The following is a 20356-nucleotide window of genomic DNA, read 5'->3' as shown; positions in this document are numbered from 1 at the left end:
ATGCAGCAGCTCGAGGTCCAGACCGATCTGACCGTCGTCGGCGGCGGGCTCGCCGGGATCTGCGCGGCGATCGGCGCCGCGCGGCAGGGGAGCAGCGTGGCGCTGGTGCAGAACCGGCCGGTGCTCGGCGGCAATTCGTCCAGCGAGGTGCGGGTGTGGGTGTGCGGGGCGACCGCGCACGGCGTCCAGAGTTTCGCCCGCGAGACCGGCATCATGGGCGAGCTGTTCGTCGAGAACCAGTACCAGAACCCGCTGGGGAACCCGTACTACTGGGATCTGGTGCTGCTCGAGGCGGTCCGCGCCGAGCCGCTGATCACGCTCTACCTGAACACCGATGTCCGCTCGGTGCAGGCTTCCGACGGTGTGATCAGCTCGGTGACCGGGTGGCAGATGGGCTCGGAGAAGGAGATCCGCTTCGTCAGTCCGGCGTACGTCGACTGCTCGGGTGACGGGCTGGTCGGGGTGCTTGCCGGGGCCGAGTTTCGGACCGGGCGGGAGCCTCGATCTCTGTACGACGAGTCGTGGGCGCCGGATGTACCGGACTCGAACACGCTCGGCAGCACGATTCTCTTCTACACGAAGGACGCCGGCGAGCCGGTGCGGTTCGTGCCGCCGTCGTTCGCGAAGGACGTCACCGAGACTGCGATCCCGGAGCGGCGGGTGATCCGCACCGATATGAACGGGTGCGCGTTCTGGTGGATCGAGTGGGGCGGCTCGCTCGACGTCGTCGACGACAACGAGGCGATCCGGGACGAGTTGCAGGGCGTGGTGTACGGCATCTGGGACTACATCAAGAACTCCGGGCGGTTCGATGCGGACAACCTGACGCTGGAGTGGATCGGGTCGGTGCCGGGGAAGCGCGAGTACCGGCGGTTCCTCGGAGATCATGTCCTGACCCAGCAAGATGTTTTGGAACAGACTCTGTTCGAGGACCGGGTTGCCTTCGGTGGATGGTCGATCGACCTGCATCCGCCTGGTGGGGTGTATGCGGCTGAGCGTGGGTCGAAGCATTGGCATCCGGACGGGAACTACCACATCCCGTTGCGGTCGCTGTACTCGCGGAACGTGCGGAACCTGTGGATGGCCGGGCGCAACATCAGCGCGAGTCACGTAGCGTTCGGTACGACGCGGGTAATGGCGACGTGCGCGCTACTCGGTGAGGCGGCCGGGGTCGGCGCTTCTGTTGCCTTGCGCAACGGTTTGTCGCCGCGGGAGGTGGCGGGCTCGCGTTTCGATCTGGTCAAGCACGCACTGACCCGCGCCGACTCGTCGGTCCTCGGCGTGGTCGATGACGATCCTGCGAACCTTGCTTTGTCTGCGTCGGTGAGTGCGTCTTCGAGTTTGACCCGCCCGGTGGTCGAGGTTTCGTCGGGCACTCTGGCGCTGACCGATGACCTTGGCATGGTCGTTCCGGTTGACCCGGCTTTGGACGGTTTCGAGCTGCTCGTCGACTCCGCCGGCGGCTCGTTGACCGTCGAGCTGCACGATCCGGTCAAGCCGCAGAACTACCTGCCCGCCGCACTCGTCGACTCCTGCACGATCGACGTACCCGCCGGTGAGAAGCGCTGGATCCAGGTGCCGCTGTCGTGGCACCCGTCCGCCCCGACCAACGCCTTCGTCGTACTCCGGAAGACGCCGGACATCTCCGTCCACACAGCGTCGACCGCGCTGCCGGGCATGGTGCATTTTGCCCACCGTGAGCCGGGCCCGGATGAGCAATGGACCGAGCAGTTCCGCGCCTGGAAGCACATCCTGCCCCGCGGCGGGCTGTGCATCCGCCTCGGCGAGACCGCGGCGTACGCACCCTCGAAGGTGATCGGCGGCTACTCGCGCCCGTACGGCGGGCCCAACCTCTGGTCCTCCGAAGACCTCGCGTGGGACCCGAACCCGTGGCTCGAGCTCACCTGGCCCGAGCCGGTCGAACTCTCGGAGGTCGTCGTCATCCTCGACGCCGACGTCCAAGAAGACCTCATCAACCTCCACCACCACCGCACCCCCTTCGAGTCCCTCCCCACCCTCCTCTCCGACTACACCCTCGAATCCCGCAACGGCCGGGACGCCCCCTGGCACCCCATCGCCACCGTCACCGCCAACCACCACCGCACCCAACACCACCACCTACAAACCCCCACCCAAACCACCCAGCTCCGCCTAACCACAAACCGCACCAACGGAGCCCCCCGAGCCCACGTCGTCTCCATCCGTGCCTACGGTCAGTAGCGCCAGTCGAGTTCGTGTTGTTGCATCCAGTGGGTCAAGGGGGCTGCGGCCGGAGTCCGGGGTGTGGCGGCTCCTGTGAGTAGGTCTGCGAGGACCTGGGCGGGAGCGGCCAGGCGGAGGCCGGTGGGGGTTTTGCGGGAGCGGGTGTAGACGACGTCTGACTCGGGCTCGGCCAGCACGACCGACTTGTACCTCGTCCTGGTTGGGATTAGTTCCCAGAGGGTTGCGGCTGCTTGCGCGTCGGGGGTGTAGATGACTGTGCGGCCGGTGGGGGTTGCTGGGGACCAGTGGTGGGCTGCGGTGGTGCCGGTGACGGCGTGGCGGATTGGGGTGGTGGGGATTCGGTCCAGGAGGGGTGGGGTGCCGGGTTTGGTGCGCCAGTAGGTGAGGTGGGTGTTGCGGGTGAAGCGGAAGTCCTCGTTCCAGCGGCGTACCAGGGCCAGCCAGCTGGGGACAGTGACTACTCCGGGGGCTCGGCGTTCGACCAGATCTTCTTGGTCGAGGGCGTCGATGATTCCGCGTACCGATTGGGCCGGCACGCCGCTGGTCGTGACCAGGTCATGGGTTGTCCACAGGCTGCGGAAGTCCAGGAGGGCTCGGATGACGCGTGCCGCCGCGTCGCCGGCGTACAGGCTGGTTGCGGTGGCGTTCATCCGCCGGTCCCGTCGCGTGACACTTGGATGCCCAGCGGCACGGTCGCGTACGGCGTCCACTCGTACTGGCTGTGGTCGCGGTTGAGCTCGATCAGCGTGACGTCGGTCAGCTCGGTCCTGGCGACACCGCCGCCCAGTGCCTTCACGCGCTTCTCGAGCGGCTCGGCCGGGGCGACCTGGTTCCAGTAGCCCAGCGAGATGTGTGGATCGAGCTCCGGCAGCGCCGGCACCGAGTCGCGGCCCCACACGTCGGTGATCGCGGCACGCAGCTGGGCGCGGAGCCTGCGCATCCGGTCGACGGGCTCCACCGGGAGCTGCAGGCTCTCGACATCGACGACGGCCGAACCGAGCTTGATCTCGAACGGCCGGAAGTGCTCGAGCCGCCGACGCGTGGCCTCGACGATCAGGTCGAGATCCGCCCGCGGCACCTTGTCGGTGAACCCGACTCCTTGCACCGTGAGGTGCAGCCGGCTCACCGCCACCGGCGTGATCCCGGGCAGCGAGTCGACCAGGTGCTGGTACGCCGCGTGGACCTCCGTCACCACGGAGTCTTCCGGAAAGACGACATGCCAGGTGTAGAACGATCGCCCGGGCCGCCAGTTGGGGCGCCAGTACCAATGATCGCGGACGTCCTTGATCATGTCTGGTCCTCTTTCCTGCGTGCCGGGAGCTGGGTGAACTCGGCGATGCGCGCGCGGAGCATGCGCGCCTTCGGCGTTCGGGCGTACGGCGACGTGAGCGCCGCGACCTCCGCGAGGCGATGAATCAGCGGACGAACGCGGTACTCCAGCTGAAGCTCCAGCACCGGCTCGACGGCCTCGATCGCACCGTCGAGCTGGCCGAGGAGCAGCCGGGCTTTGGCCTGCTGCAAACGGGCCATGCGTTCGGATCCCTGGTTCCGCAGGACGTACGGCGCTGCCTCGAACAGGGCGACGCTGTGATCGGCGTGGGTCGACGTGTGCTCCGGTTGGCCGAAGGCGAGATAGGTATCCGCCCACAATCCCTCGGCGCGTTCCGGCGTACACAGCAGGAGGCCGCCCGGCTCGGAGTCGGCCTGGCGCACGGACAGTTGTTGGGCCAGCTCGAGCATGTCGCGGGCCTTGTCGGGTTGGCCGGCGCGGGCGTTGTCGACCGACGCCGCGCTGGCGAGGAACAGGCGTGAGGTGCCGGCGGAGTACCGCAGTCCGTCTTCGGCGTACGCCGCGGCGCGGACGAAATCCTCCTGCCAGAAGGCGGCGGTGTGTTGGGTGGCGCGGATCCAGCCCCGCAGTACGTCGTGGTCCGCGGCCTCGGCGCAGGCCCAGGCGGTGCGGGTGTGGCTCTCGGCGATGTCGGGGCGGCCGAGGTCGACGGACATCCAGGCGAGCATGGTGATCGCCCAGCCGGCCGCGGAGTACAGGTCGCGGGATTGGCGTGGGGATTGGTTGCCGGCGAGTAGTGCGAAGGCGCGGTCGCGGATCGCGCGGCTCTTGGCGAAGAGCGGTCTGGTCGGCGTACGGAGGTAGGACTGTGCGATGCGCTCGATGTCGGCCTGCAGCTGCTCGACGGTGAGCTCGCCGACGTTGGACTCCTCGGCGAACGACAGCAGGGCGATGGACTCGTCACTCGCGTGGATCAGGTCGTCGTCGTGACCGACCATCGAGGGCGGTGTCGGCTCCGGCTCGGTAACGGCGATGCCGGACGGCGGGAAGAACCCGAGTTCGTTGTCGGCGGCAACATCGAGGACATGACGCAGACCGGAACGGTAGGCGGCGCCGGGCCAGCGGACGGCGCCGCGTTCCAGCTTGGCGATGTAGTGGCCGTCGAGCTCGTACTTGATCTCGGTCGTGTCCCAGAGCCAGGCGCAGATCGCGTCGGCGAGCTCGGCCCGGGACATGTGTTCGCCCGGCGCGCGGCGCGAGGGCGTGCTCTCTCGCGCGCCGCGCAACATCTCGTTGGGCTCTGACATGGCGGTAACTGTAAGACGCCGAACACCCTCTGCGACCACGAAATCGGGCCTTGTGGATGATCTGCCCCACGATGCCCCGAGCTGCCCCGAAAACACTGCTGGGAAAGGGTTTTGGCCGCAATCGTGGACCGCTTCGTGGCCGTAAATCAGGGCAGGTACGCCGGTGGTGCCTCGCCGTCGTGCTTGCTGAGCGTGAGCACGGCGGGGCATCGCGGGGCAACCCGGGGCAGATAGGGGCAGCCCCTCCGTTCGGGGCGGGCAGCCCTTAGGGTTGTCGGGTGGTCGAGGAAGCCGTTACTACCTTGCGTGCCGAGCTGGAGCTGTTCGGGCGGGCCGAGGAAGGGTTCGCGCTGCTCGAGGTGTTTCTGGAGGTGGCTCGGCCGCGGTTGGGCGCGGTCGTGCTGGATCCGGTCGGGCTGCGGTTGCCGGAGGAGATGACCGACGACCGCGCCGTCGTACAGAAGCTGATCGACGAGATCGATCAGGAGCCCCGCGGCTCGGCACGCGTGCCTGAGCGCGAGTTCGATATGGACGATGAGCAGGCGCGCTGGGACTACGTGCGGCTGGCGTACAGCTCTAGCCAGGCGACGGTGTGGAGCCAGCGCCAACGGACGACGTACTTCGAGGTGTCCGGGCAGCGCAGAGCGACGTACTGGCTGCCGGACAGCCTGAAGACCGACTACTTCGAGGCGCTGAGCTCGCGCGGTTGGGCCATCCCGCCGGACTGGCTCACCGCTGTCGCCAAGCGCCCGAAGCCGTGGTGGAAGCGCGGCGGACGCTAGCCAAGGGCGGGCAGACGCGTCAGGGCTTCGGCGACTGCTGATTGGATCTCGGCGTCGTCCCAGCTGCGGTCGGTCATCGCGCCGGAGAGGTAGGCGTCGTACGCCGCGAGGTCCAGGTGGCCGTGGCCGCAGAGGGCGGTGAGGATGACCTTCTCCTCGCCGGACTCCTTGCAGCGTTGGGCTTCTTCGATGGCAGCGGCGAGGGCGTGCGTCGGCTCGGGGGCCGGGACGATACCTTCGGTGCGGGCGAACTGGACGCCCGCCGCGAAGCACTCGGACTGGGGTTTGGCGACGGCCTCGATCTCGCCGGACTCGTACAGGTGGCTGATCAGCGGGCTCATCCCGTGGTACCGCAGACCGCCGGCGTGGATCGGGTCGGGGATGAAGTCGTGGCCGAGCGTGTGCATCTTCATCAGCGGCGTCATGCCGAGGGTGTCGCCGAAGTCGTACGCATACGTGCCCTGGGTCAGCGACGGGCAGGCCGCGGGCTCGACCGCGCGGACGACGGGTGACATCCGGCCGGCCCATTTCTCGCGCAGGAACGGGAAGGCCAGGCCGCCGAAGTTCGACCCGCCGCCTGTGCAGCCGACGAGCAAGTCGGGGGTCTCGCCAACCATCGCGAGCTGGATCAGCGCTTCCTCGCCGATGATCGTCTGGTGCAGCAGCACGTGGTTGAGCACCGAGCCGAGGGCGTAGTGCACTTGCGGATCCTGAACCGCGGCCTCGACTGCTTCGCTGATCGCGATCCCGAGTGAACCGGGGGAGTCGGGGTGCTCGGCAAGGATCTTCCGTCCGGCTTGGGTCAGGTCCGACGGACTTGGGTGCACGGTCGCGCCGAAGACCTGCATCATCGTCCGCCGATAGGGCTTCTGGTCGTACGACGCCCGCACCTGCCAGACCTCGCACTCCAAGTCGTACTGCGCGCAGGCGAAGGCCAACGCCGTCCCCCACTGGCCTGCGCCTGTCTCGGTCGTCAGCTTCCGGACGCCGGACTTCGCGTTGTAGTACGCCTGTGGGACGGCGGTGTTGGGCTTGTGCGATCCCGCCGGGGAGACGCCTTCGTATTTGTAGTAGATGCGTGCCGGCGTATCGAGCGCCTTCTCCAGCCGATGCGCGCGGTACAGCGGGCTGGGTCGCCAGAGCCGGTAGACGTCGAGCACTTCGCCCGGGATATCGACGTACTGCTCCGGTGAGACCTCTTGCATGATCAGGTCCATCGGGAACAGCGGCGCCAGATCATCCGGCCCGATCGGTTGCCCCGTCCCCGGATGCAACACCGGCGGCGGAGGCGTCGGCAGATCGTGCAGCACGTTGTACCACCGCGTCGGCATCTCGTCTTCTGGCAGCAGGATCTTCGTCGGCGTCATGCCAGCAAAGTTAGGCCCGCCCAATTCCCCAGGCAACGACCTGAACCGGAACTCTCCCGGCACTTAATTTGCGCTGGTCAACCGTTCGACCGTGCCACCGGTCTGCACGCGGTAGACCACGTCGGACGGCTGCTGCGTCCCGAGCGCATCCGGTACGCCGAGTTGCCGCAGAAGCATCCGTCCGATCATCTCGTGCGACACCAGCAACGGCCGCCGTACGCCGGTCCGCGCAACCTCAGCCAGCGCCCGACCGGCCCGCACATCTCCGTCCGCATAACTCTCACCGCAGGGAAACCGGAACCCGTACTTGTCCCGCTCACGAACGCCACGCTGCCCCGGCCACCCCGCGTCGATCTCGGCCGACGTGAGCCCCGACCACAGCCCGTGGTCGATCTCGGACAGCTCGTCGAGCACCGTCACGGTCAGACCGAGCGCCGAGCCGATGATCGAAGCTGTCTGTCCCGCCCGGCCGAGCGGGCTCGCGAAGACTGCGTCGATGCCCTCTTCGGACAGCAGTTCGGCGTTCTGGCCGGCTTGTTGCAGGCCGAGGGCGGTGAGTGGTGAGTCCAAGCGGCCTTGGCGGCGGCCGGTGACGTTCCACTCGGTCTGGCCGTGCCGAGCGAGGTAGACGGTCAGGCTGGGACTGTTGCTGGGGTTCCTAGCCATTGGTCTATTTCGGTTAGGAGGGATTTTTGGGTTTCTGGTGGGGCGGTGGAGGCTAGGACCGAGCTTCGGGCCAGGTCGGCTAGCTCGGGGTCGGTGAAGCCGTGGACGGCGCGGGCGGTTTCGTACTGTTCGGCCAGGCGGGAGCCGAAGAGCAGGGGGTCGTCGGCGCCTAGGGCGATGCGGGCGCCGGCCTCGTAGAGGTAGCGGAGGGGGACGTCTTCGGGGCGGCGGTAGACGCCTAGGGAGACGTTGGAGGCGGGGCAGACCTCGAGGGCGATCTGGGCGTCGACCACGCGCTTCAACACGTCCGGGTCCTCGACGGAACGTACGCCGTGGCCGATGCGGCCGGCGCCGAGCTCGTCGAGGCAGGTGCGCACCGTGGCCGGACCGCACAGCTCGCCGCCATGGGGTGCGGCGAGGAGCCCGGCGTGGCGGGCGATGCGGAAGGCCGGGGCGAACTCGGACGTCGTACCGCGGCGCTCGTCGTTGGACAGGCCGAACCCGACCACCCCGCGGCCGACGTACTGCGATGCCAGCCGCGCCAACGTCCGTGCATCCAGCGGGTGACGGGTCCGGTTCGCGGCGATGATCACCTGGACCGAGATGCCTGTCGACTCCGACGCATCGCGCGCGGCGTCGAGCACCAGGTCCGTGAACTCCGTGATCCCGTGGAACCGGTTCGTGTACCCGGACGGGTCGACCTGGATCTCAAGCCAGCGCGATCCGTCGGCACGGTCGTCCTCGGCCGCCTCACGGACCAGACGCCGTACGTCGTCCTCGGTCCGCAGCACCGAACGGGCGATGTCGTACAACCGCTGGAACCGGAACCAGCCGCGCTCGTCGGCCGCCGACAGCTCCGGCGGCCAGTCGGTCCGCAGTGCGTCCGGCAGCCGGACCCCGTGCTTGTCCGCCAGCTCGACCAGCGTCAGATGCCGCATCGACCCGGAGAAGTGCAGATGCAGGTGTGTTTTCGGCAGCACCCGCAGATCCCGCTGCGTCATTACCGAAGGTTACCGAGGCCCTACCCGCCGGACGAAATCCGCCGGCTGATCCGCGTTAGCCGAGCAGCTTCGCGATCCGGCTCAGCCCCTCGGCCAGGTCGTCGTCGCCGAGCGCATAGGACAGCCGCAGGTACCCCGGCGCACCGAACGCCTCACCCGGCACCACTGCCACTTCGACCTCGTCCAGGATCAGATCGGCCAGCTCCGACGACGTGGTCGGCGTACGTCCGGCGATCTCGCGACCGAGCACACCCTTGACCGACGGATACGCGTAGAACGCTCCGGTCGGTTCCGGGCACTCGACGCCGGGCATGTCGTTGAGCATCCGGACCATGGTCCGCCGACGGCGGTCGAACGCCTTCTTCATCTCCTCGACAGCGCTCAGATCGCCGGAGACCGCGGCGAGTGCGGCCCGCTGGGCGACGTTGCAGACGTTCGAGGTCTGGTGCGACTGCAGGTTGGTGGCGGCCTTGATCACGTCCACCGGGGCGATCATCCAGCCGACCCGCCAGCCGGTCATCGCGTACGTCTTGGCGACACCGTTCAGTACGACGGTCTTGTCGGCCAGCTCGGGTACGACGACCGGGATCGAGGTCGACCGGGCATCGCCGTACGTCAGGTGCTCGTAGATCTCGTCGGTGATCACCCACAGGTCGTGCTCGAGCGCCCAGCGGCCGATCGCCTCGAGCGTCTCCGGGCTGTCGACGGCACCGGTCGGGTTCGAAGGCGAGCAGATCAGCAGCGCCTTCGTCCGCGAGGTCCGGGCCGCCTCGAGCTGCTCGACCGTGACGGAGTAGTTCTGCGACTCGTCCGCGAGCACCTCCACCGGCACACCGCCTGCCAGCCGGATGGTCTCCGGGTACGTCGTCCAGTACGGCGCCGGCAGCAGCACCTCGTCGCCTGGGTCGAGCAGCGTCGCGAACGCGTTGTAGACCGCATGCTTGCCGCCGTTCGTGACGAGTACCTGGGCCGCCTCGATCTCGTAGCCGGAGTCCCGCTTGGTCTTGACCGCGATCGCCTGCTTCAGCTCCGGCAGGCCGCCGGCCGGGCTGTACCGGTGGTTCTTCGGATCCCGCGCCGCCTCGACCGCTGCTTCCACGATGTAGTCCGGCGTCGGGAAGTCCGGCTCACCCGCGCCGAACCCGATGACCGGCCGTCCGGCCGCCTTGAGTGCCTTCGCCTTGGCGTCGACCGCCAGCGTCGCCGATTCACTGATGGCGCCGATCCGCGCCGAGATCCTGGAACCCATGCGGCCATCCTGGCACCGGTCCGGTGTCGCTCACCTGGCGGTACCACCAGGTGACGCGGATCCCCAGGCCATCACAATCAGCAGTTTCCGGTCGGCCCACGCGGAAACGGGGCCGGGTGGGCCGATTGTGATGGCCTGGGGATCCGGGAACACGCGGGGGGTGCGGTCCGTTGGGACCGGTTGGAGGCTGTATGGTTCTGGTCGCGGTGCGGCGCCCGGGTAAGGGGTCGTTCGGGTGGAGCCTCAGTTCGACCAGGTGGCTCGGAGCCCGTACACTCTTCTAGTCCGGGCGTTGGTGGCCCTGATCCGGCATGCCTGAGATCAGGTCCGACGCGGCGTCCGGATGGATTGCAGAGGGCACTAGCTCAACTGGCAGAGCATCGGTCTCCAAAACCGAAGGTTGGGGGTTCAAGTCCCTCGTGCCCTGCAAATCCTGACCGGCGCAGGGCCGGTCAGGCCGCCGCTAGCGAAAGAGGTAGGTCGTGACGGAGACGCGCACCCCGGCACCGTCCGGCGCCGGCAAGCCTGCGGAAGGCAAGCAGCGCCGTGGACTGGTGCGCTTCTACCGCGAGGTGGTGGCCGAGCTCCGCAAGGTCGTCTGGCCGACCCGCAAGCAGCTCTCCACCTACTTCGCGGTCGTGTTGACCTTCGTGGTGTTCGTCATCGCGATCGTCTCGGTCCTCGACCTCGCCTTCGGCTGGGCGATGTTCAAGATCTTCGGCTGAGGTTCGCCGAACGACCCACCGTAGGCCCAGGGCCCCGGCCCGACCCGAAGCAGACAGACCCCGATCCAGATGACGGAGTACGACGTGTCCGAGCGCGACGACGAGATCCTCGAGAACGAGGACGAGTTCGACGTATCCGACTCCGACGTCGACCTCGAGGTCGACTTCGACGAGAACGCCACCGACGATGACGACCTGTTCGGTGACGACGACGACGATGACGACCCGTTCGCGGACCTCGACAACGAGGACAGCGACGAGGACGTGGTCGACGAAGAGTCCGACAACGAGTACGCCGCCGACGACGAGTCGGAGACGCCGCCGGCGGACGACGACACGTCCGACGACGAGCCGGTCGTCGTGGTCGCTGCCGCCGACGAGGCCGAGGACGCCGAGGTGGTGACCGAGGAGGACGTCGAGGACGCCGCCGAGGAGCTGGCCGAGCAGACCGCCGAGACCGCGCCGCTGACCACTGCCGAGCAGCCCGCCGCTGCCGACGAGGTGGTCTTCTCCAGCGGTGAGGCCGACGATGACGACGCCGACGCCGACGCGCTGGCGGCAGCCGCCGCCGCTGCGGAGGCCGACGACGAGGACGCCGAAGAGGCGGAACCGGAGCCGGAGGAGCCGGGCGACCCGCTCGAGGAGCTCCGCAGCCGGCTGCGTTCGCAGATCGGCGACTGGTACGTCGTCCACACGTACTCAGGGATGGAGAACCGGGTCAAGGGCAACCTGGAGAACCGGATCAACTCCCTGAACATGGAGGACTACATCTTCGAGATCATCGTGCCGACCGAAGAGGTCGCCGAGATCAAGAACGGTCAGCGCCGGATGGTCAAGCGCACCGTCCTCCCCGGTTACGTGCTGGTCCGGATGGACCTGACCGACGAGTCCTGGTCGACCGTGCGGCACACGCCGTCGGTGACCGGCTTCGTCGGGAACAGCCAGAAGCCGGTCCCGCTCAGCCTCGAAGAGGTTGAGAAGATGCTCGCTCCGGCCGTCGTGGCGGCGGCCGAAGCGGCGGCAGCCGAAGCCGGTGCCGCACCCGCCAAGACCGCGGCCAAGAAGAAGGTCGAGGTCGCCGACTTCGGAGTCGGCGACTCGGTCATGGTGGTCGACGGGCCGTTCGCGACCCTGCACGCCACAGTCACGGAGATCAACGCCGAGGCCCAGCGGATCAAGGCCCTGGTGGAGATTTTCGGCCGGGAGACCCCGGTGGAACTCAGCTTCAACCAGATCCAGAAAGTCTAAGGACCCGACAGAATGCCTCCCAAGAAGAAGATCGCTGCCCTGGTCAAGGTGCAGCTCCAGGCCGGTGCCGCGACGCCGGCTCCGCCGGTCGGTACCGCGCTCGGCCCGCACGGCGTCAACATCATGGAGTTCTGCAAGGCGTACAACGCCCAGACAGAGTCCATGCGTGGCAACGTCGTACCGGTCGAGATCACGATCTACGAAGACCGTTCCTTCACGTTCGTCACCAAGACGCCGCCGGCGCCGGAGATGATCAAGAAGGCCGCCGGTCTGCAGAAGGGCTCCGCCGTTCCGCAGCGCGACAAGGTCGGCAAGATCACCAAGGACCAGGTCCGCGAGATCGCCACGACCAAGATGCCGGACCTCAACGCCCGCGACATCGACGCCGCGATGAAGATCATCGAGGGCACCGCCCGTTCGATGGGCGTCGTCGTCGACAAGTAACGTCACCCGGTCCGCCGCGGCGGACCAGCAGGAGTGGCAGGGCGCAAACTCGCCCGATCACCACAACCCCGCGAACGATGAACACCGTTCGCACACAGGAGACCAAAGAAATGGCACAGCGCAGCAAGGCATACCGCGCGATCGCGGACAAGATCGACTTCGATCACCTGTACACCCCGCTCGAGGCCATCAAGCTGGCCAAGGAAGCGGCGGGCAGCAAGAAGTTCAACTCGACGATCGACGTCGCGATGCGGCTCGGGGTCGACCCCCGCAAGGCCGACCAGATGGTGCGCGGCACCGTCAACCTTCCGCACGGCACTGGCAAGACGGCACGGGTCCTCGTCTTCGCCACCGGTGAGAAGGCCGAGCAGGCGAAGGCCGCCGGCGCCGACTTCGTGGGCGACGACGACATGATCAAGAAGGTGACCGACGGCTGGCTCGACTTCGACGCCGTCGTCGCGACCCCTGACCTGATGGGCAAGGTCGGCCGGCTCGGCCGCGTCCTCGGCCCGCGTGGTCTGATGCCGAACCCGAAGACCGGCACGGTCACGCCGGACGTGACGAAGGCCGTGAACGACATCAAGGGCGGCAAGATCGAGTTCCGGGTCGACCGGCACGCGAACCTGCACTTCATCATCGGCAAGGCGTCGTTCGACGAGACCCAGCTGGTGGAGAACTACAGCGCCGCGCTCGACGAGATCATGCGGCTCAAGCCGGCCAGCTCGAAGGGCCGCTACATCAAGAAGACGGTCTTCTCGACCACGATGGGACCGGGTGTCCAGGTTGACCCCAATCTGTCCCGCAACCTGACCGAGGAGTCGGTCGAGGCCTGAGCCTCACCTCTTCACACAGAAAGCCCTCGGGTTCTCCTGGGGGCTTTCTGCTTGTCAGCCTCGGGTCAGTCGGAGGGCGTGGTCGGCTGTCTGGACGGTCCAGCCGTCGTCATGGCGCTCGAGGATGGTGCCCGGTGCACCTGAGCGGGAGAGGTCGGCCGGGTCGGTGCGGATGATGAGGTGGGTCGCGCCGTCCAGGTCCGCCTGGGCACTGGGTGACGTGACGTTGAGGGCGGCGCATTTGCGGCGGATGACGCGGGCCGGCTCGGTCAGATCCAGAACTCGTTCGGCGTCGGTGAAGAACGGCGCTTCGGAGGCCGAAGCAGGATCTTGTGGCTCACCGGGATCGCCGGCCACCAGACGCGGTACAGCTTCGGCGAGGCACTCGCGCAGCATCGTGCCCCAGGACTGCATCAGCCCGGTGCCGTTGAGATCGTCGGGCAGCGGCGTGATGCGCTGGGCCAGGATCGCGCCGGTGTCGAACTCCGACGCGGTCCGATGCACCGTCGCCCCGACCCGCTCGTCACCTTCGTAGATCAGCCGCTGCGGTGTCGGTCCGCGTCCCGCGGGCAGCGGCGACGGGTGGCAGTTGATCGCGCCGTACTTCGGGATCTCGAGGATCTCGTCCGGTATCAGCCGGGGGAAGGCGGCCGAGATGACCACGTCCGGCCGGAGCGCTGCGATCGCCGGGGCGGCGACGGCGCGGAGCTTACGGGTGATCAGGACATTCGTGTCGTCCGGCAGGCCGGCGACCATCGGATCGGCAGCGCCGTACCTGCCGGTCTCGGGCAGGGTCACCACCAGCACGAGCTCGTGCCCGTTCTGTTCGGCGAACTCGTGGACGAGCCGGAAGCCGGGCAGGAACGCGTTCAGGCCAACGATCCGCAACCTCATCTCCTGAGCGTGACAAGGTCAGGGGTCAGCGATGACGGCGTCGGCTGGCCGACCAGGCTCAGGGTGTGCTCGAGCTCTTCGCCGAGATCGGTCAGGAGCCGCGTGACGCCGGCCGACGAATCGACAGTCAGTGCCCAGAGCGCCGGCCGGCCGACGAAAACCGCTCGAGCGCCGAGGGCCAGGGCGGCGAGGATGTGTTCGCCGCGACGGATCCCGCCGTCGACGTACAGCTCGACCCCGGTTCCGGCCACGGCTTCGGCGACCTCGGGCAGGGCCTGGGCGGTCGGGATCGACGCGTCGAGCTGACGGCCGCCGTGGTTCGAGACAATGATTCCGGCGGCACCCGCATCTGCGCAGCGTTTGGCGTCGTCGCCGCGGAGGACGCCCTTCACCACCACCGGCAGACCGGTCCGATCGGCGAGCCAGCCGATCACGTCGGGGTTCAGGTCGTCGGCCTTGTCGAGGTCGTCGTCGCTCCACTCGCCGTCGGGCAGATTGGCCAGGAACTGTCCGGGTTGCGCCAGATCCCAGACCGTGTCGCCGTCGTCTTCCTTCCGGCCGACCACCGGTGTGTCGACGGTGAGTACGACGGCACGCGCGCCGGCCTCGACCGCGGCGTCGAGCATGCGCCGGGTGATCTCGCGGTTCCGCAGGACATAGATCTGCAGCCACCATGGCACCCCGGTCGCACCGAGCTCCGCGAATCTTGTGCCGGCGTTGCTGGAGATCCCGAGCAGCGAGTTCGCCGCGCCAACGCCACGCGCCATCGCGAGCTCGCCGTCCGGGTCGGCCATCCGGTGCATTGTCGACGGCGAGACCAGGATCGGTGCGTCGACGGGTACGCCGAGCACCGTCGTCCTGAGATCGATCGCGGAGACGTCGTTCAGCACGTGCGGCCGGAACCGGTACGCCGACCACGCCGCGGTCGCCTCGCCGACGCTGACCCCGCCCGCCGAGCCCTGCCGGAAGTAGCGGTGCACGGCCTCCGGCAGCTTCTCGGCTGCGGCAGCTTCCAGAGTGTCGATCCATCGCATGCGGCCCATCGTCGCACTCGCTCCGGCCCAGGCGGGATGAATTTCGCGGGCGGGGCTGGTGTGCGGCCGGTACAGTGGACGGCATGACGCAGTACGGGCGGCGATTTCTGCGCCCCGGCCGGCACGACGGTGCCGACGGGGTGAGCTGCTGCTGCGCTCTCTCCTGAGGTGACCGCGGCCGACCGGGGTGGACCCCCGTCGAGACCGTCATCCTGGAGAGAAACTCATGTCTGTCCTCACTGCCGAAGAACTGCACGCTGCCCTGGCCCTCCGCGACCTCACCGACCCTGCTCAGGGACCACACGCCGTCCAGTTGGTCGTCGAGTCGATCCGTACGTCGCTCGGCGCGGCCTGGCCGTACACCGAGATCTGGACGCGCCGCGATCATCCCGTCGTACCGCTGGCCGACAACTACGACAACCTCGGGTACGCGACCGACGCGGTGACCCGCGAGGCGCGCTACACCCGCTACGTCTCCGACGCCGAAGTACTGCGAAGTCACACATCGGCGATGATCCCGCCCGCGCTGCGTGAGCTGGCGAAGTCCGACGCGTCGGATGTGCTGATGATCTGCGCGGGCATTTGTTACCGCCGCGACTCCGTCGACTGGCAGCACACCGGGACCCCGCACCAGCTCGATCTGTGGCGGGTCAGCCGCAACGTCACGCTGGGGGAGCCGGAGCTGGAGGAGATGATCGCCCGCCTGGTCGACACGATCCTCCCCGGCCAGACCTACCGCACTGTGCCGGCGGTGCACCCGTACACGATCCACGGCCGCCAGATCGACGTTCTGCTGGACGATCAGTGGATCGAGATCGGCGAGTGCGGGGTCGCGGCGCCGCATGTCCTGCGCATGGCCGGCTTGGACGAGAGCTGGACCGGGCTCGCGATGGGACCGGGTCTCGACCGGCTGATGATGCTCCGCAAGGGCATCCGGGACATCCGCCTGCTCAGGTCGACGGAGCCGCGGGTGGCGAGCCAGATGCTGGATCTGTCGCCGTACAAGCCGGTCTCGTCGATGCCGCCGGTACGACGCGACCTGTCGGTCGTAGTCGGCGCCTCAGCCGACGTCTCGGCGGAGGTGCTTGGTGACAAGGTCCGTGCCGCGCTCGGGCCGGATGCCGATGCGGCGGAGTCACTGGAGGTGCTGGGCGAAACGTCGTACGACGACTTGCCGACGGCTGCCCGCGAACGCCTCCAGTTGACGCCGGGTCAACGCAATCTGCTGGTCAGGCTGGTCCTCAGGCCCGTGGATCGCACCCTGACAGATGCAGAGGCCAATTCCCTGCGGGACAAGGTGTACCGGGCGCTGCACGAAGGTCCGGTGATGGAGCTCATCGCCTCTTGAGCTCTCGGGCTGCGACCACGAAGGCGCACACGGCCAGGGGCAGCTCCAGCAGCAGAGCCTCGGTCAGCGAGAGGGTGCGGTCGAAGCCGGCCGACGCCGTACTAACGTCGAACCAGGCGTCGGCCGTCAGCAGTGTCCCGGCAGCCATCGCGGTCAGAGCGGCGTACCTGTTGCGCTTGTGCAGCAGGTACGCCGTGAGGCCCGCGGCGATCGCGGTGCCGCAGTCGAGCCCGATCCAGGTGAGCTTCCAATGGCCCGCCTGGTAGGTGCTCGGCAGCGTGGCCGCGAGGATCAGGCACCAGGGCAGGAGCACCGCCGCGACTCCGGCGGCGACGGCGGTGGCCAGACCGACCGGGGATCGGCGCGGACGGATCCGGCCGTCCAGCCGGCCCTCGGCGATGTAGTCCTCGAGGGCGTCGGCCACACGGTCGTCGATCGCGTCGCCGAGCTTGCCGTCCAGGGTGTCAGCGACCGGGGCGGTGGGGTGGGCAAGGTGTTTGTATGGCCTGTTGCCGAGTGTCGTCGTCATGTCTTCGAGCATCCCGGCGGCGGCCGCCCGGCACAGTCCGGTCAGCCCACGAACCGGGGTGGGGATAACCCCCGGTCAGGTCCGTGGGATGTCCTCATGCCGGCCGCCCGTCCCGACGACGTAAGTTGTGACGGCAAGCAGGCGCTGACACGGGGAGGTGGTCCGGATGACGGTTGCTGCGAACCCGGTCCCCCGGGCTCCGTGGCGGCTGTGGCGTTCGCCGTACTTGTGGTTGGCAACGATCCACCTGCTCGGCGACGCGGTGGTCGTGCTCACCTCCGGCCTGCTGGTTCTGCTCACGGTCTGCGTGGCCTTACTGGCGTTGCCGCTCGCGTACGTCGGGATCCCGCTGACCGTCGGCGCGAACCGGTTCGTGTACGTGGTGGCCGGATGGGAACGCGCGCGGGCGCGGATCACTCGCGAGCAGGAGATCCTGCCGTTGATTCCGCCGCCGAGGGCCGGATCACGGCTCGCCGACGCGAGGCTCGCGGTGGCCGACCGGGGGATGTGGCGGCAGTTCCTGTACTACGTGCTGCTGTTGCCGCTAGCAATAACCTGGTTCGTGCTGATCCTGCTCGTCTGGGCGGTGCCCCCGGTGCTGATCGCGTTGCCGCTGTTCTACAACCGGTTCGCCGCCGGTCAGGCGCAGCTCGGACCGTTCGTGATCGACTCACCCAAGACGGCCGCGATGGTGGCGGTCGGCGCTGCGGTGTTCCTGCTGGTGGCGTCGCCGTTCCTGATGCGGATGGCATCGGCTTTGGACGGGGAGCTCGCGCGAGTCCTGCTCGGCCGTTCCGAGACCGGTGCCCTGTCCGAACGCGTCACGCAGCTGGTGACGAGCCGGCAGCAGGTGGTCGACTCGGTCGAGGTCGAGCGGCGGCGGATGGAGCGCGACCTGCACGACGGCGCGCAGCAGCGGCTGGTGTCGCTGGCGATGACGCTCGGGCGGGCGAAGAACCGGTTGGGCGACAAGGAGCCCGCCGTGCGCACGCTGATCGAGGAAGCGCATTCGGAGGCGATGCAGGCGATCGCCGAGATCCGCGACCTGACGCGAGGACTGCACCCGCCGGTGCTGACCGATCGCGGTCTGGACGCGGCGCTGTCCGCGGTCGCGGCCCGGTCACCGGTACCGGTCCGGCTGAGCGTCGACGTCCAGCCCCGGCCGTCGCTGACGATCGAGTCGATCGCGTACTTCGTCGTGACGGAGGCGCTCGCCAACGTGGCCAAACATGCAGAGGCGGCACAAGCGGAGGTCAAGGTGACACGGGTCGGCGACGTACTGCGGGTCGAGGTACGCGACGACGGACAAGGTGGCGCCGATCCGGCCGGGGGCAGTGGTTTGCGCGGACTGACCGATCGCGTGGCCGGTGTGGACGGACGACTCACGGTGGACAGCCCGCCCGGTGGCGGGACCACGCTGATCGCGGAGGTGCCCTGTGGCTGAGACGCGGGTGGTGATCGCGGAAGACTCGGTGCTGCTGCGTGAAGGCATCGTGCGGTTGCTGGAGGAGCAGGACTGCACGGTGGTCGCGGCTGTCGGTGACGGCGACGCTCTGCTCAAGGCTGTCGAGGCGCATCGGCCCGACGTGTGTGTGGTCGACGTACGGATGCCGCCGACCTTCACCGACGAAGGACTGCGGGCGGCGTTGGTGATCCGCGAGCAGTACGCCGACGTCGGTGTACTGGTGCTCTCGCAGTACGTCGAGGAGCGGTATGCGAGCGAACTGATCGGCGGGAACCCAGGCGGCGTCGGGTACCTGCTGAAGGACCGGGTCGCCGATGTGGATCAGTTCATCGACGGACTGCGCCGGGTTGCGGACGGTGGCGCGGCGCTGGACCCGGAGGTCATCTCGCAGCTGCTGGTGCGTTCGCGGCGCGTCGATCCGCTGGCGGTGCTGAGCCCACGGGAACAGGACGTTCTCCGCGCGATGGCGGAGGGCAAGTCGAACGGCGGGATCGCGCAGGCGCTGGTCGTCGGCGAAGGTGCCGTGGAGAAGCACATCAGCAACATCTTCCTGAAGCTCAACCTCACGCCGACCGACGGAGAGCATCGCCGCGTGCTCGCTGTCCTCAAGTTCCTGGACACGTGATGACGAGCGCGCAGCGAAGGATGCTGATCATCGGGCTGGTGCCGGTGCTGGTGCTCGTCATCACCGGCGCCGCAGTGACGGTGTCGTTGATCCGCGGCAAGCTGCCGTACAGCTATTCGGCCTCGTACGCGCCCGGACCGCAGGGCGTGAAGGTGGTGTCGGCTGTACCGCTGCAACTGCTGGCCAGCGCGGACGGACAGGTACACGTGACGGTCGACGGGACGTACGCCGTCGCGCAGCCGAGTGTGAAGGTGTCGACGGTCGGCGGCGTGCTCGACGTCGCGACCGGGTGTCCCGATGTGCATTGCGACGTAGAGGTGACTGTGGAGGTGCCCGGCGCGTCCGCCGTACAGGCCAAGGCCGAGCGGACGTCCGTGGATGCGGTCGGGGTTGCCTCACCACTGACCGTGGAAGCCACCGACGGTTCGATCACGCTGACCCGGGTGCGCAGTCCGCGGGTTTCTGTGGACGCGGTGCACGGCTCGGTCGACATCCTCTTCGACAGCGCCCCGGACCAGGTCAACGCCACAACCAGCGACGGTTCTCTGACGGTTCAGCTCCCACGGACGACGACGTACGCGATCGACGCCCTGGCGGCTCGAGGGTCGACCGAGGTCAACATTCCCAACGACCCCAGCTCGTCGAGCCGCCTCTACCTACGGACCAGCTACGGCAGCATCACCGTCCAATAGCTACAGCGCTGCGCTGAAGGTCTTCGCCTTGGCGGTGATGGACGACCAGTTGGCGGCCGCGACGTCGGCGGGTGAGACGACGTCGGTGCCCGCGCTCACGGCCAGGGCGCCGGCGGCGAGGAAGTCGTGGGCGTTGGTGGCGTTGACGCCGCCGGACGGGATCAGCGGTACGCCGGGGAACGGGCCGTTGAGGTCCTTGAAATACTTCGGGCCGAGGTGGTGCGCCGGGAAGATCTTGACCGCGGCCGAGCCGAGGGCGAGCGCGGTCATCACCTCGGAGGGGGTGAAGGCGCCCAGTACGACGGGGATCCCAGCGGCGCGCGCTGCCTCGGCGACGGCGGCGGCTTCGGGGCCCTGGCCCGGGGTGACGAGGAACTGGGCGCCGGCGTTGATCGCCTGAGTTGCCTGGTCTGCGGTCTGCACGGTGCCGGCGCCGACAACTGCCCCTGTCTCGGCGGCGGTGGACGCGGCGCGTTCCAGGTGCCGGGGGAGGTCGGGGGTGGTGTAGGTGAGCTCGACGACATGGATGCCGCCGGCAACCAGTGCGGCGCAGAGGTCGCGGGCGTCGGAGATCTCCGGGGCGCGGACGACGGTCAGCACCCGGTCGGCTCGAAGCAGCTCCACGGTGTTCAC

General features: G+C 68.3%; 21 protein-coding genes and 1 tRNA gene. 11 read left to right on the top strand and 11 right to left on the bottom strand.

What is annotated here, in order from left to right; genetic code table 11:
* Entirely contained in the window at nucleotides 1–2220 is a 2220-nt protein-coding gene (locus EV645_RS08975; RefSeq protein WP_130441591.1) for an FAD-dependent oxidoreductase, read from the top strand.
* Here EV645_RS08975 and EV645_RS08970 read toward each other — a convergent pair.
* From EV645_RS08970 to EV645_RS08960, 3 genes are read right to left on the bottom strand one after another with little or no spacing between them, the layout of a single operon-like run.
* The gene (locus EV645_RS08970; RefSeq protein WP_130441589.1) at nucleotides 2214–2873 is read right to left on the bottom strand and encodes a hypothetical protein; all 660 of its coding nucleotides are present in this window, start codon (nucleotides 2871–2873) and stop codon (nucleotides 2214–2216) included. The genes EV645_RS08975 and EV645_RS08970 overlap by 7 nt on opposite strands.
* Nucleotides 2870–3514, bottom strand: a complete 645-nt coding sequence (locus tag EV645_RS08965) for a 2'-5' RNA ligase family protein (RefSeq protein ID WP_130441587.1) — start codon at nucleotides 3512–3514, stop codon at nucleotides 2870–2872. Before EV645_RS08965 ends, EV645_RS08970 begins: the two co-directional genes overlap by 4 nt.
* Nucleotides 3511–4821, bottom strand: a complete 1311-nt coding sequence (locus tag EV645_RS08960) for an NsdA family TPR-like regulatory protein (RefSeq protein WP_242000283.1) — start codon at nucleotides 4819–4821, stop codon at nucleotides 3511–3513. The genes EV645_RS08965 and EV645_RS08960 overlap by 4 nt, the downstream gene beginning before the upstream one ends.
* Before the next feature lie 278 nt (nucleotides 4822–5099).
* Between EV645_RS08960 and EV645_RS08955 the strand changes: the two genes are divergently transcribed.
* Nucleotides 5100–5603 (top strand): hypothetical protein, encoded by a 504-nt coding sequence (locus EV645_RS08955; RefSeq protein ID WP_130441585.1) that lies wholly within the window; start codon nucleotides 5100–5102, stop codon nucleotides 5601–5603.
* Here the strand turns inward: EV645_RS08955 and EV645_RS08950 are convergent.
* The 4 genes from EV645_RS08950 to EV645_RS08935 form a co-directional block, all read right to left on the bottom strand.
* Nucleotides 5600–6970: a TrpB-like pyridoxal phosphate-dependent enzyme gene (locus EV645_RS08950; protein ID WP_130441583.1), complete on the bottom strand. Its 1371-nt coding sequence runs from the start codon at nucleotides 6968–6970 to the stop codon at nucleotides 5600–5602. The two genes, EV645_RS08955 and EV645_RS08950, sit on opposite strands and share 4 nt — an antisense overlap.
* A 63-nt stretch (nucleotides 6971–7033) precedes the next feature.
* On the bottom strand, nucleotides 7034–7636 hold the full coding sequence (locus EV645_RS08945; protein ID WP_130441581.1) for a histidine phosphatase family protein: 603 nt from the start codon (nucleotides 7634–7636) through the stop codon (nucleotides 7034–7036).
* Nucleotides 7603–8637 carry an adenosine deaminase gene (locus tag EV645_RS08940; RefSeq protein WP_130441579.1) on the bottom strand — a complete coding sequence of 345 codons (1035 nt, stop codon included), beginning with the start codon at nucleotides 8635–8637 and terminating at the stop codon, nucleotides 7603–7605. The genes EV645_RS08945 and EV645_RS08940 overlap by 34 nt, the downstream gene beginning before the upstream one ends.
* 55 nt (nucleotides 8638–8692) lie before the next feature.
* Nucleotides 8693–9886 carry a pyridoxal phosphate-dependent aminotransferase gene (locus tag EV645_RS08935; protein ID WP_130441577.1) on the bottom strand — a complete coding sequence of 398 codons (1194 nt, stop codon included), beginning with the start codon at nucleotides 9884–9886 and terminating at the stop codon, nucleotides 8693–8695.
* Nucleotides 9887–10240: 354 nt separating this feature from the next.
* Between EV645_RS08935 and EV645_RS08930 the strand changes: the two genes are divergently transcribed.
* The 5 genes from EV645_RS08930 (at nucleotide 10241) to rplA (ending at nucleotide 13136) form a co-directional block, all read left to right on the top strand.
* A tRNA-Trp gene (locus EV645_RS08930) sits at nucleotides 10241–10313 on the top strand.
* Nucleotides 10314–10368: 55 nt separating this feature from the next.
* Nucleotides 10369–10611, top strand: coding sequence for a preprotein translocase subunit SecE (gene secE / locus EV645_RS08925; RefSeq protein WP_130441575.1), 243 nt, complete (start codon nucleotides 10369–10371; stop codon nucleotides 10609–10611).
* Between the two features lie 360 nt (nucleotides 10612–10971).
* Nucleotides 10972–11859: a transcription termination/antitermination protein NusG gene (gene nusG / locus EV645_RS08920; RefSeq protein ID WP_422386623.1), complete on the top strand. Its 888-nt coding sequence runs from the start codon at nucleotides 10972–10974 to the stop codon at nucleotides 11857–11859.
* A gap of 12 nt (nucleotides 11860–11871) precedes the next feature.
* Nucleotides 11872–12303: a 50S ribosomal protein L11 gene (gene rplK, locus EV645_RS08915; RefSeq protein ID WP_130441571.1), complete on the top strand. Its 432-nt coding sequence runs from the start codon at nucleotides 11872–11874 to the stop codon at nucleotides 12301–12303.
* A 110-nt stretch (nucleotides 12304–12413) separates the two neighbouring features.
* On the top strand, nucleotides 12414–13136 hold the full coding sequence (gene rplA / locus EV645_RS08910) for a 50S ribosomal protein L1 (RefSeq protein ID WP_130441569.1): 723 nt from the start codon (nucleotides 12414–12416) through the stop codon (nucleotides 13134–13136).
* Nucleotides 13137–13190: 54 nt separating this feature from the next.
* Here rplA and EV645_RS08905 read toward each other — a convergent pair whose 3' ends face one another.
* Nucleotides 13191–14030: a methionyl-tRNA formyltransferase gene (locus EV645_RS08905; RefSeq protein ID WP_130441567.1), complete on the bottom strand. Its 840-nt coding sequence runs from the start codon at nucleotides 14028–14030 to the stop codon at nucleotides 13191–13193.
* Nucleotides 14027–15064 (bottom strand): alpha-hydroxy acid oxidase, encoded by a 1038-nt coding sequence (locus tag EV645_RS08900; RefSeq protein ID WP_130441565.1) that lies wholly within the window; start codon nucleotides 15062–15064, stop codon nucleotides 14027–14029. Before EV645_RS08900 ends, EV645_RS08905 begins: the two co-directional genes overlap by 4 nt.
* Nucleotides 15065–15290: 226 nt before the next feature.
* Here EV645_RS08900 and srmL point away from each other — a divergent pair, with 226 nt between their 5' ends.
* Nucleotides 15291–16412 carry a PheS-related mystery ligase SrmL gene (gene srmL, locus EV645_RS08895; protein WP_130441563.1) on the top strand — a complete coding sequence of 374 codons (1122 nt, stop codon included), beginning with the start codon at nucleotides 15291–15293 and terminating at the stop codon, nucleotides 16410–16412.
* Here srmL and EV645_RS08890 read toward each other — a convergent pair.
* Nucleotides 16399–16941 (bottom strand): hypothetical protein, encoded by a 543-nt coding sequence (locus tag EV645_RS08890; RefSeq protein ID WP_130441561.1) that lies wholly within the window; start codon nucleotides 16939–16941, stop codon nucleotides 16399–16401. The genes srmL and EV645_RS08890 overlap by 14 nt on opposite strands.
* 166 nt (nucleotides 16942–17107) lie before the next feature.
* Here EV645_RS08890 and EV645_RS42185 point away from each other — a divergent pair, with 166 nt between their 5' ends.
* Genes EV645_RS42185 through EV645_RS08875 form a run of 3 tightly spaced genes read left to right on the top strand, consistent with a single transcriptional unit; the run spans nucleotide 17108 to nucleotide 19723 of the window.
* Entirely contained in the window at nucleotides 17108–18385 is a 1278-nt protein-coding gene (locus tag EV645_RS42185; protein WP_198681521.1) for a sensor histidine kinase, read from the top strand.
* Nucleotides 18378–19031 (top strand): response regulator transcription factor, encoded by a 654-nt coding sequence (locus EV645_RS08880; protein WP_130441559.1) that lies wholly within the window; start codon nucleotides 18378–18380, stop codon nucleotides 19029–19031. The genes EV645_RS42185 and EV645_RS08880 overlap by 8 nt, the downstream gene beginning before the upstream one ends.
* Nucleotides 19031–19723: a DUF4097 family beta strand repeat-containing protein gene (locus EV645_RS08875; RefSeq protein ID WP_130441557.1), complete on the top strand. Its 693-nt coding sequence runs from the start codon at nucleotides 19031–19033 to the stop codon at nucleotides 19721–19723. The genes EV645_RS08880 and EV645_RS08875 overlap by 1 nt, the downstream gene beginning before the upstream one ends.
* Here EV645_RS08875 and EV645_RS08870 read toward each other — a convergent pair whose 3' ends face one another.
* On the bottom strand, nucleotides 19724–20356 hold the full coding sequence (locus EV645_RS08870) for a bifunctional 4-hydroxy-2-oxoglutarate aldolase/2-dehydro-3-deoxy-phosphogluconate aldolase (protein ID WP_130441555.1): 633 nt from the start codon (nucleotides 20354–20356) through the stop codon (nucleotides 19724–19726).

It is taken from the genome of Kribbella rubisoli, from assembly GCF_004217145.1.
In the GTDB taxonomy this organism is placed as follows: domain Bacteria; phylum Actinomycetota; class Actinomycetes; order Propionibacteriales; family Kribbellaceae; genus Kribbella; species Kribbella rubisoli.
The sequence above is the reverse complement of the archived record's forward strand: the minus strand, read 5'-3'. Positions and strand labels throughout refer to the sequence as shown.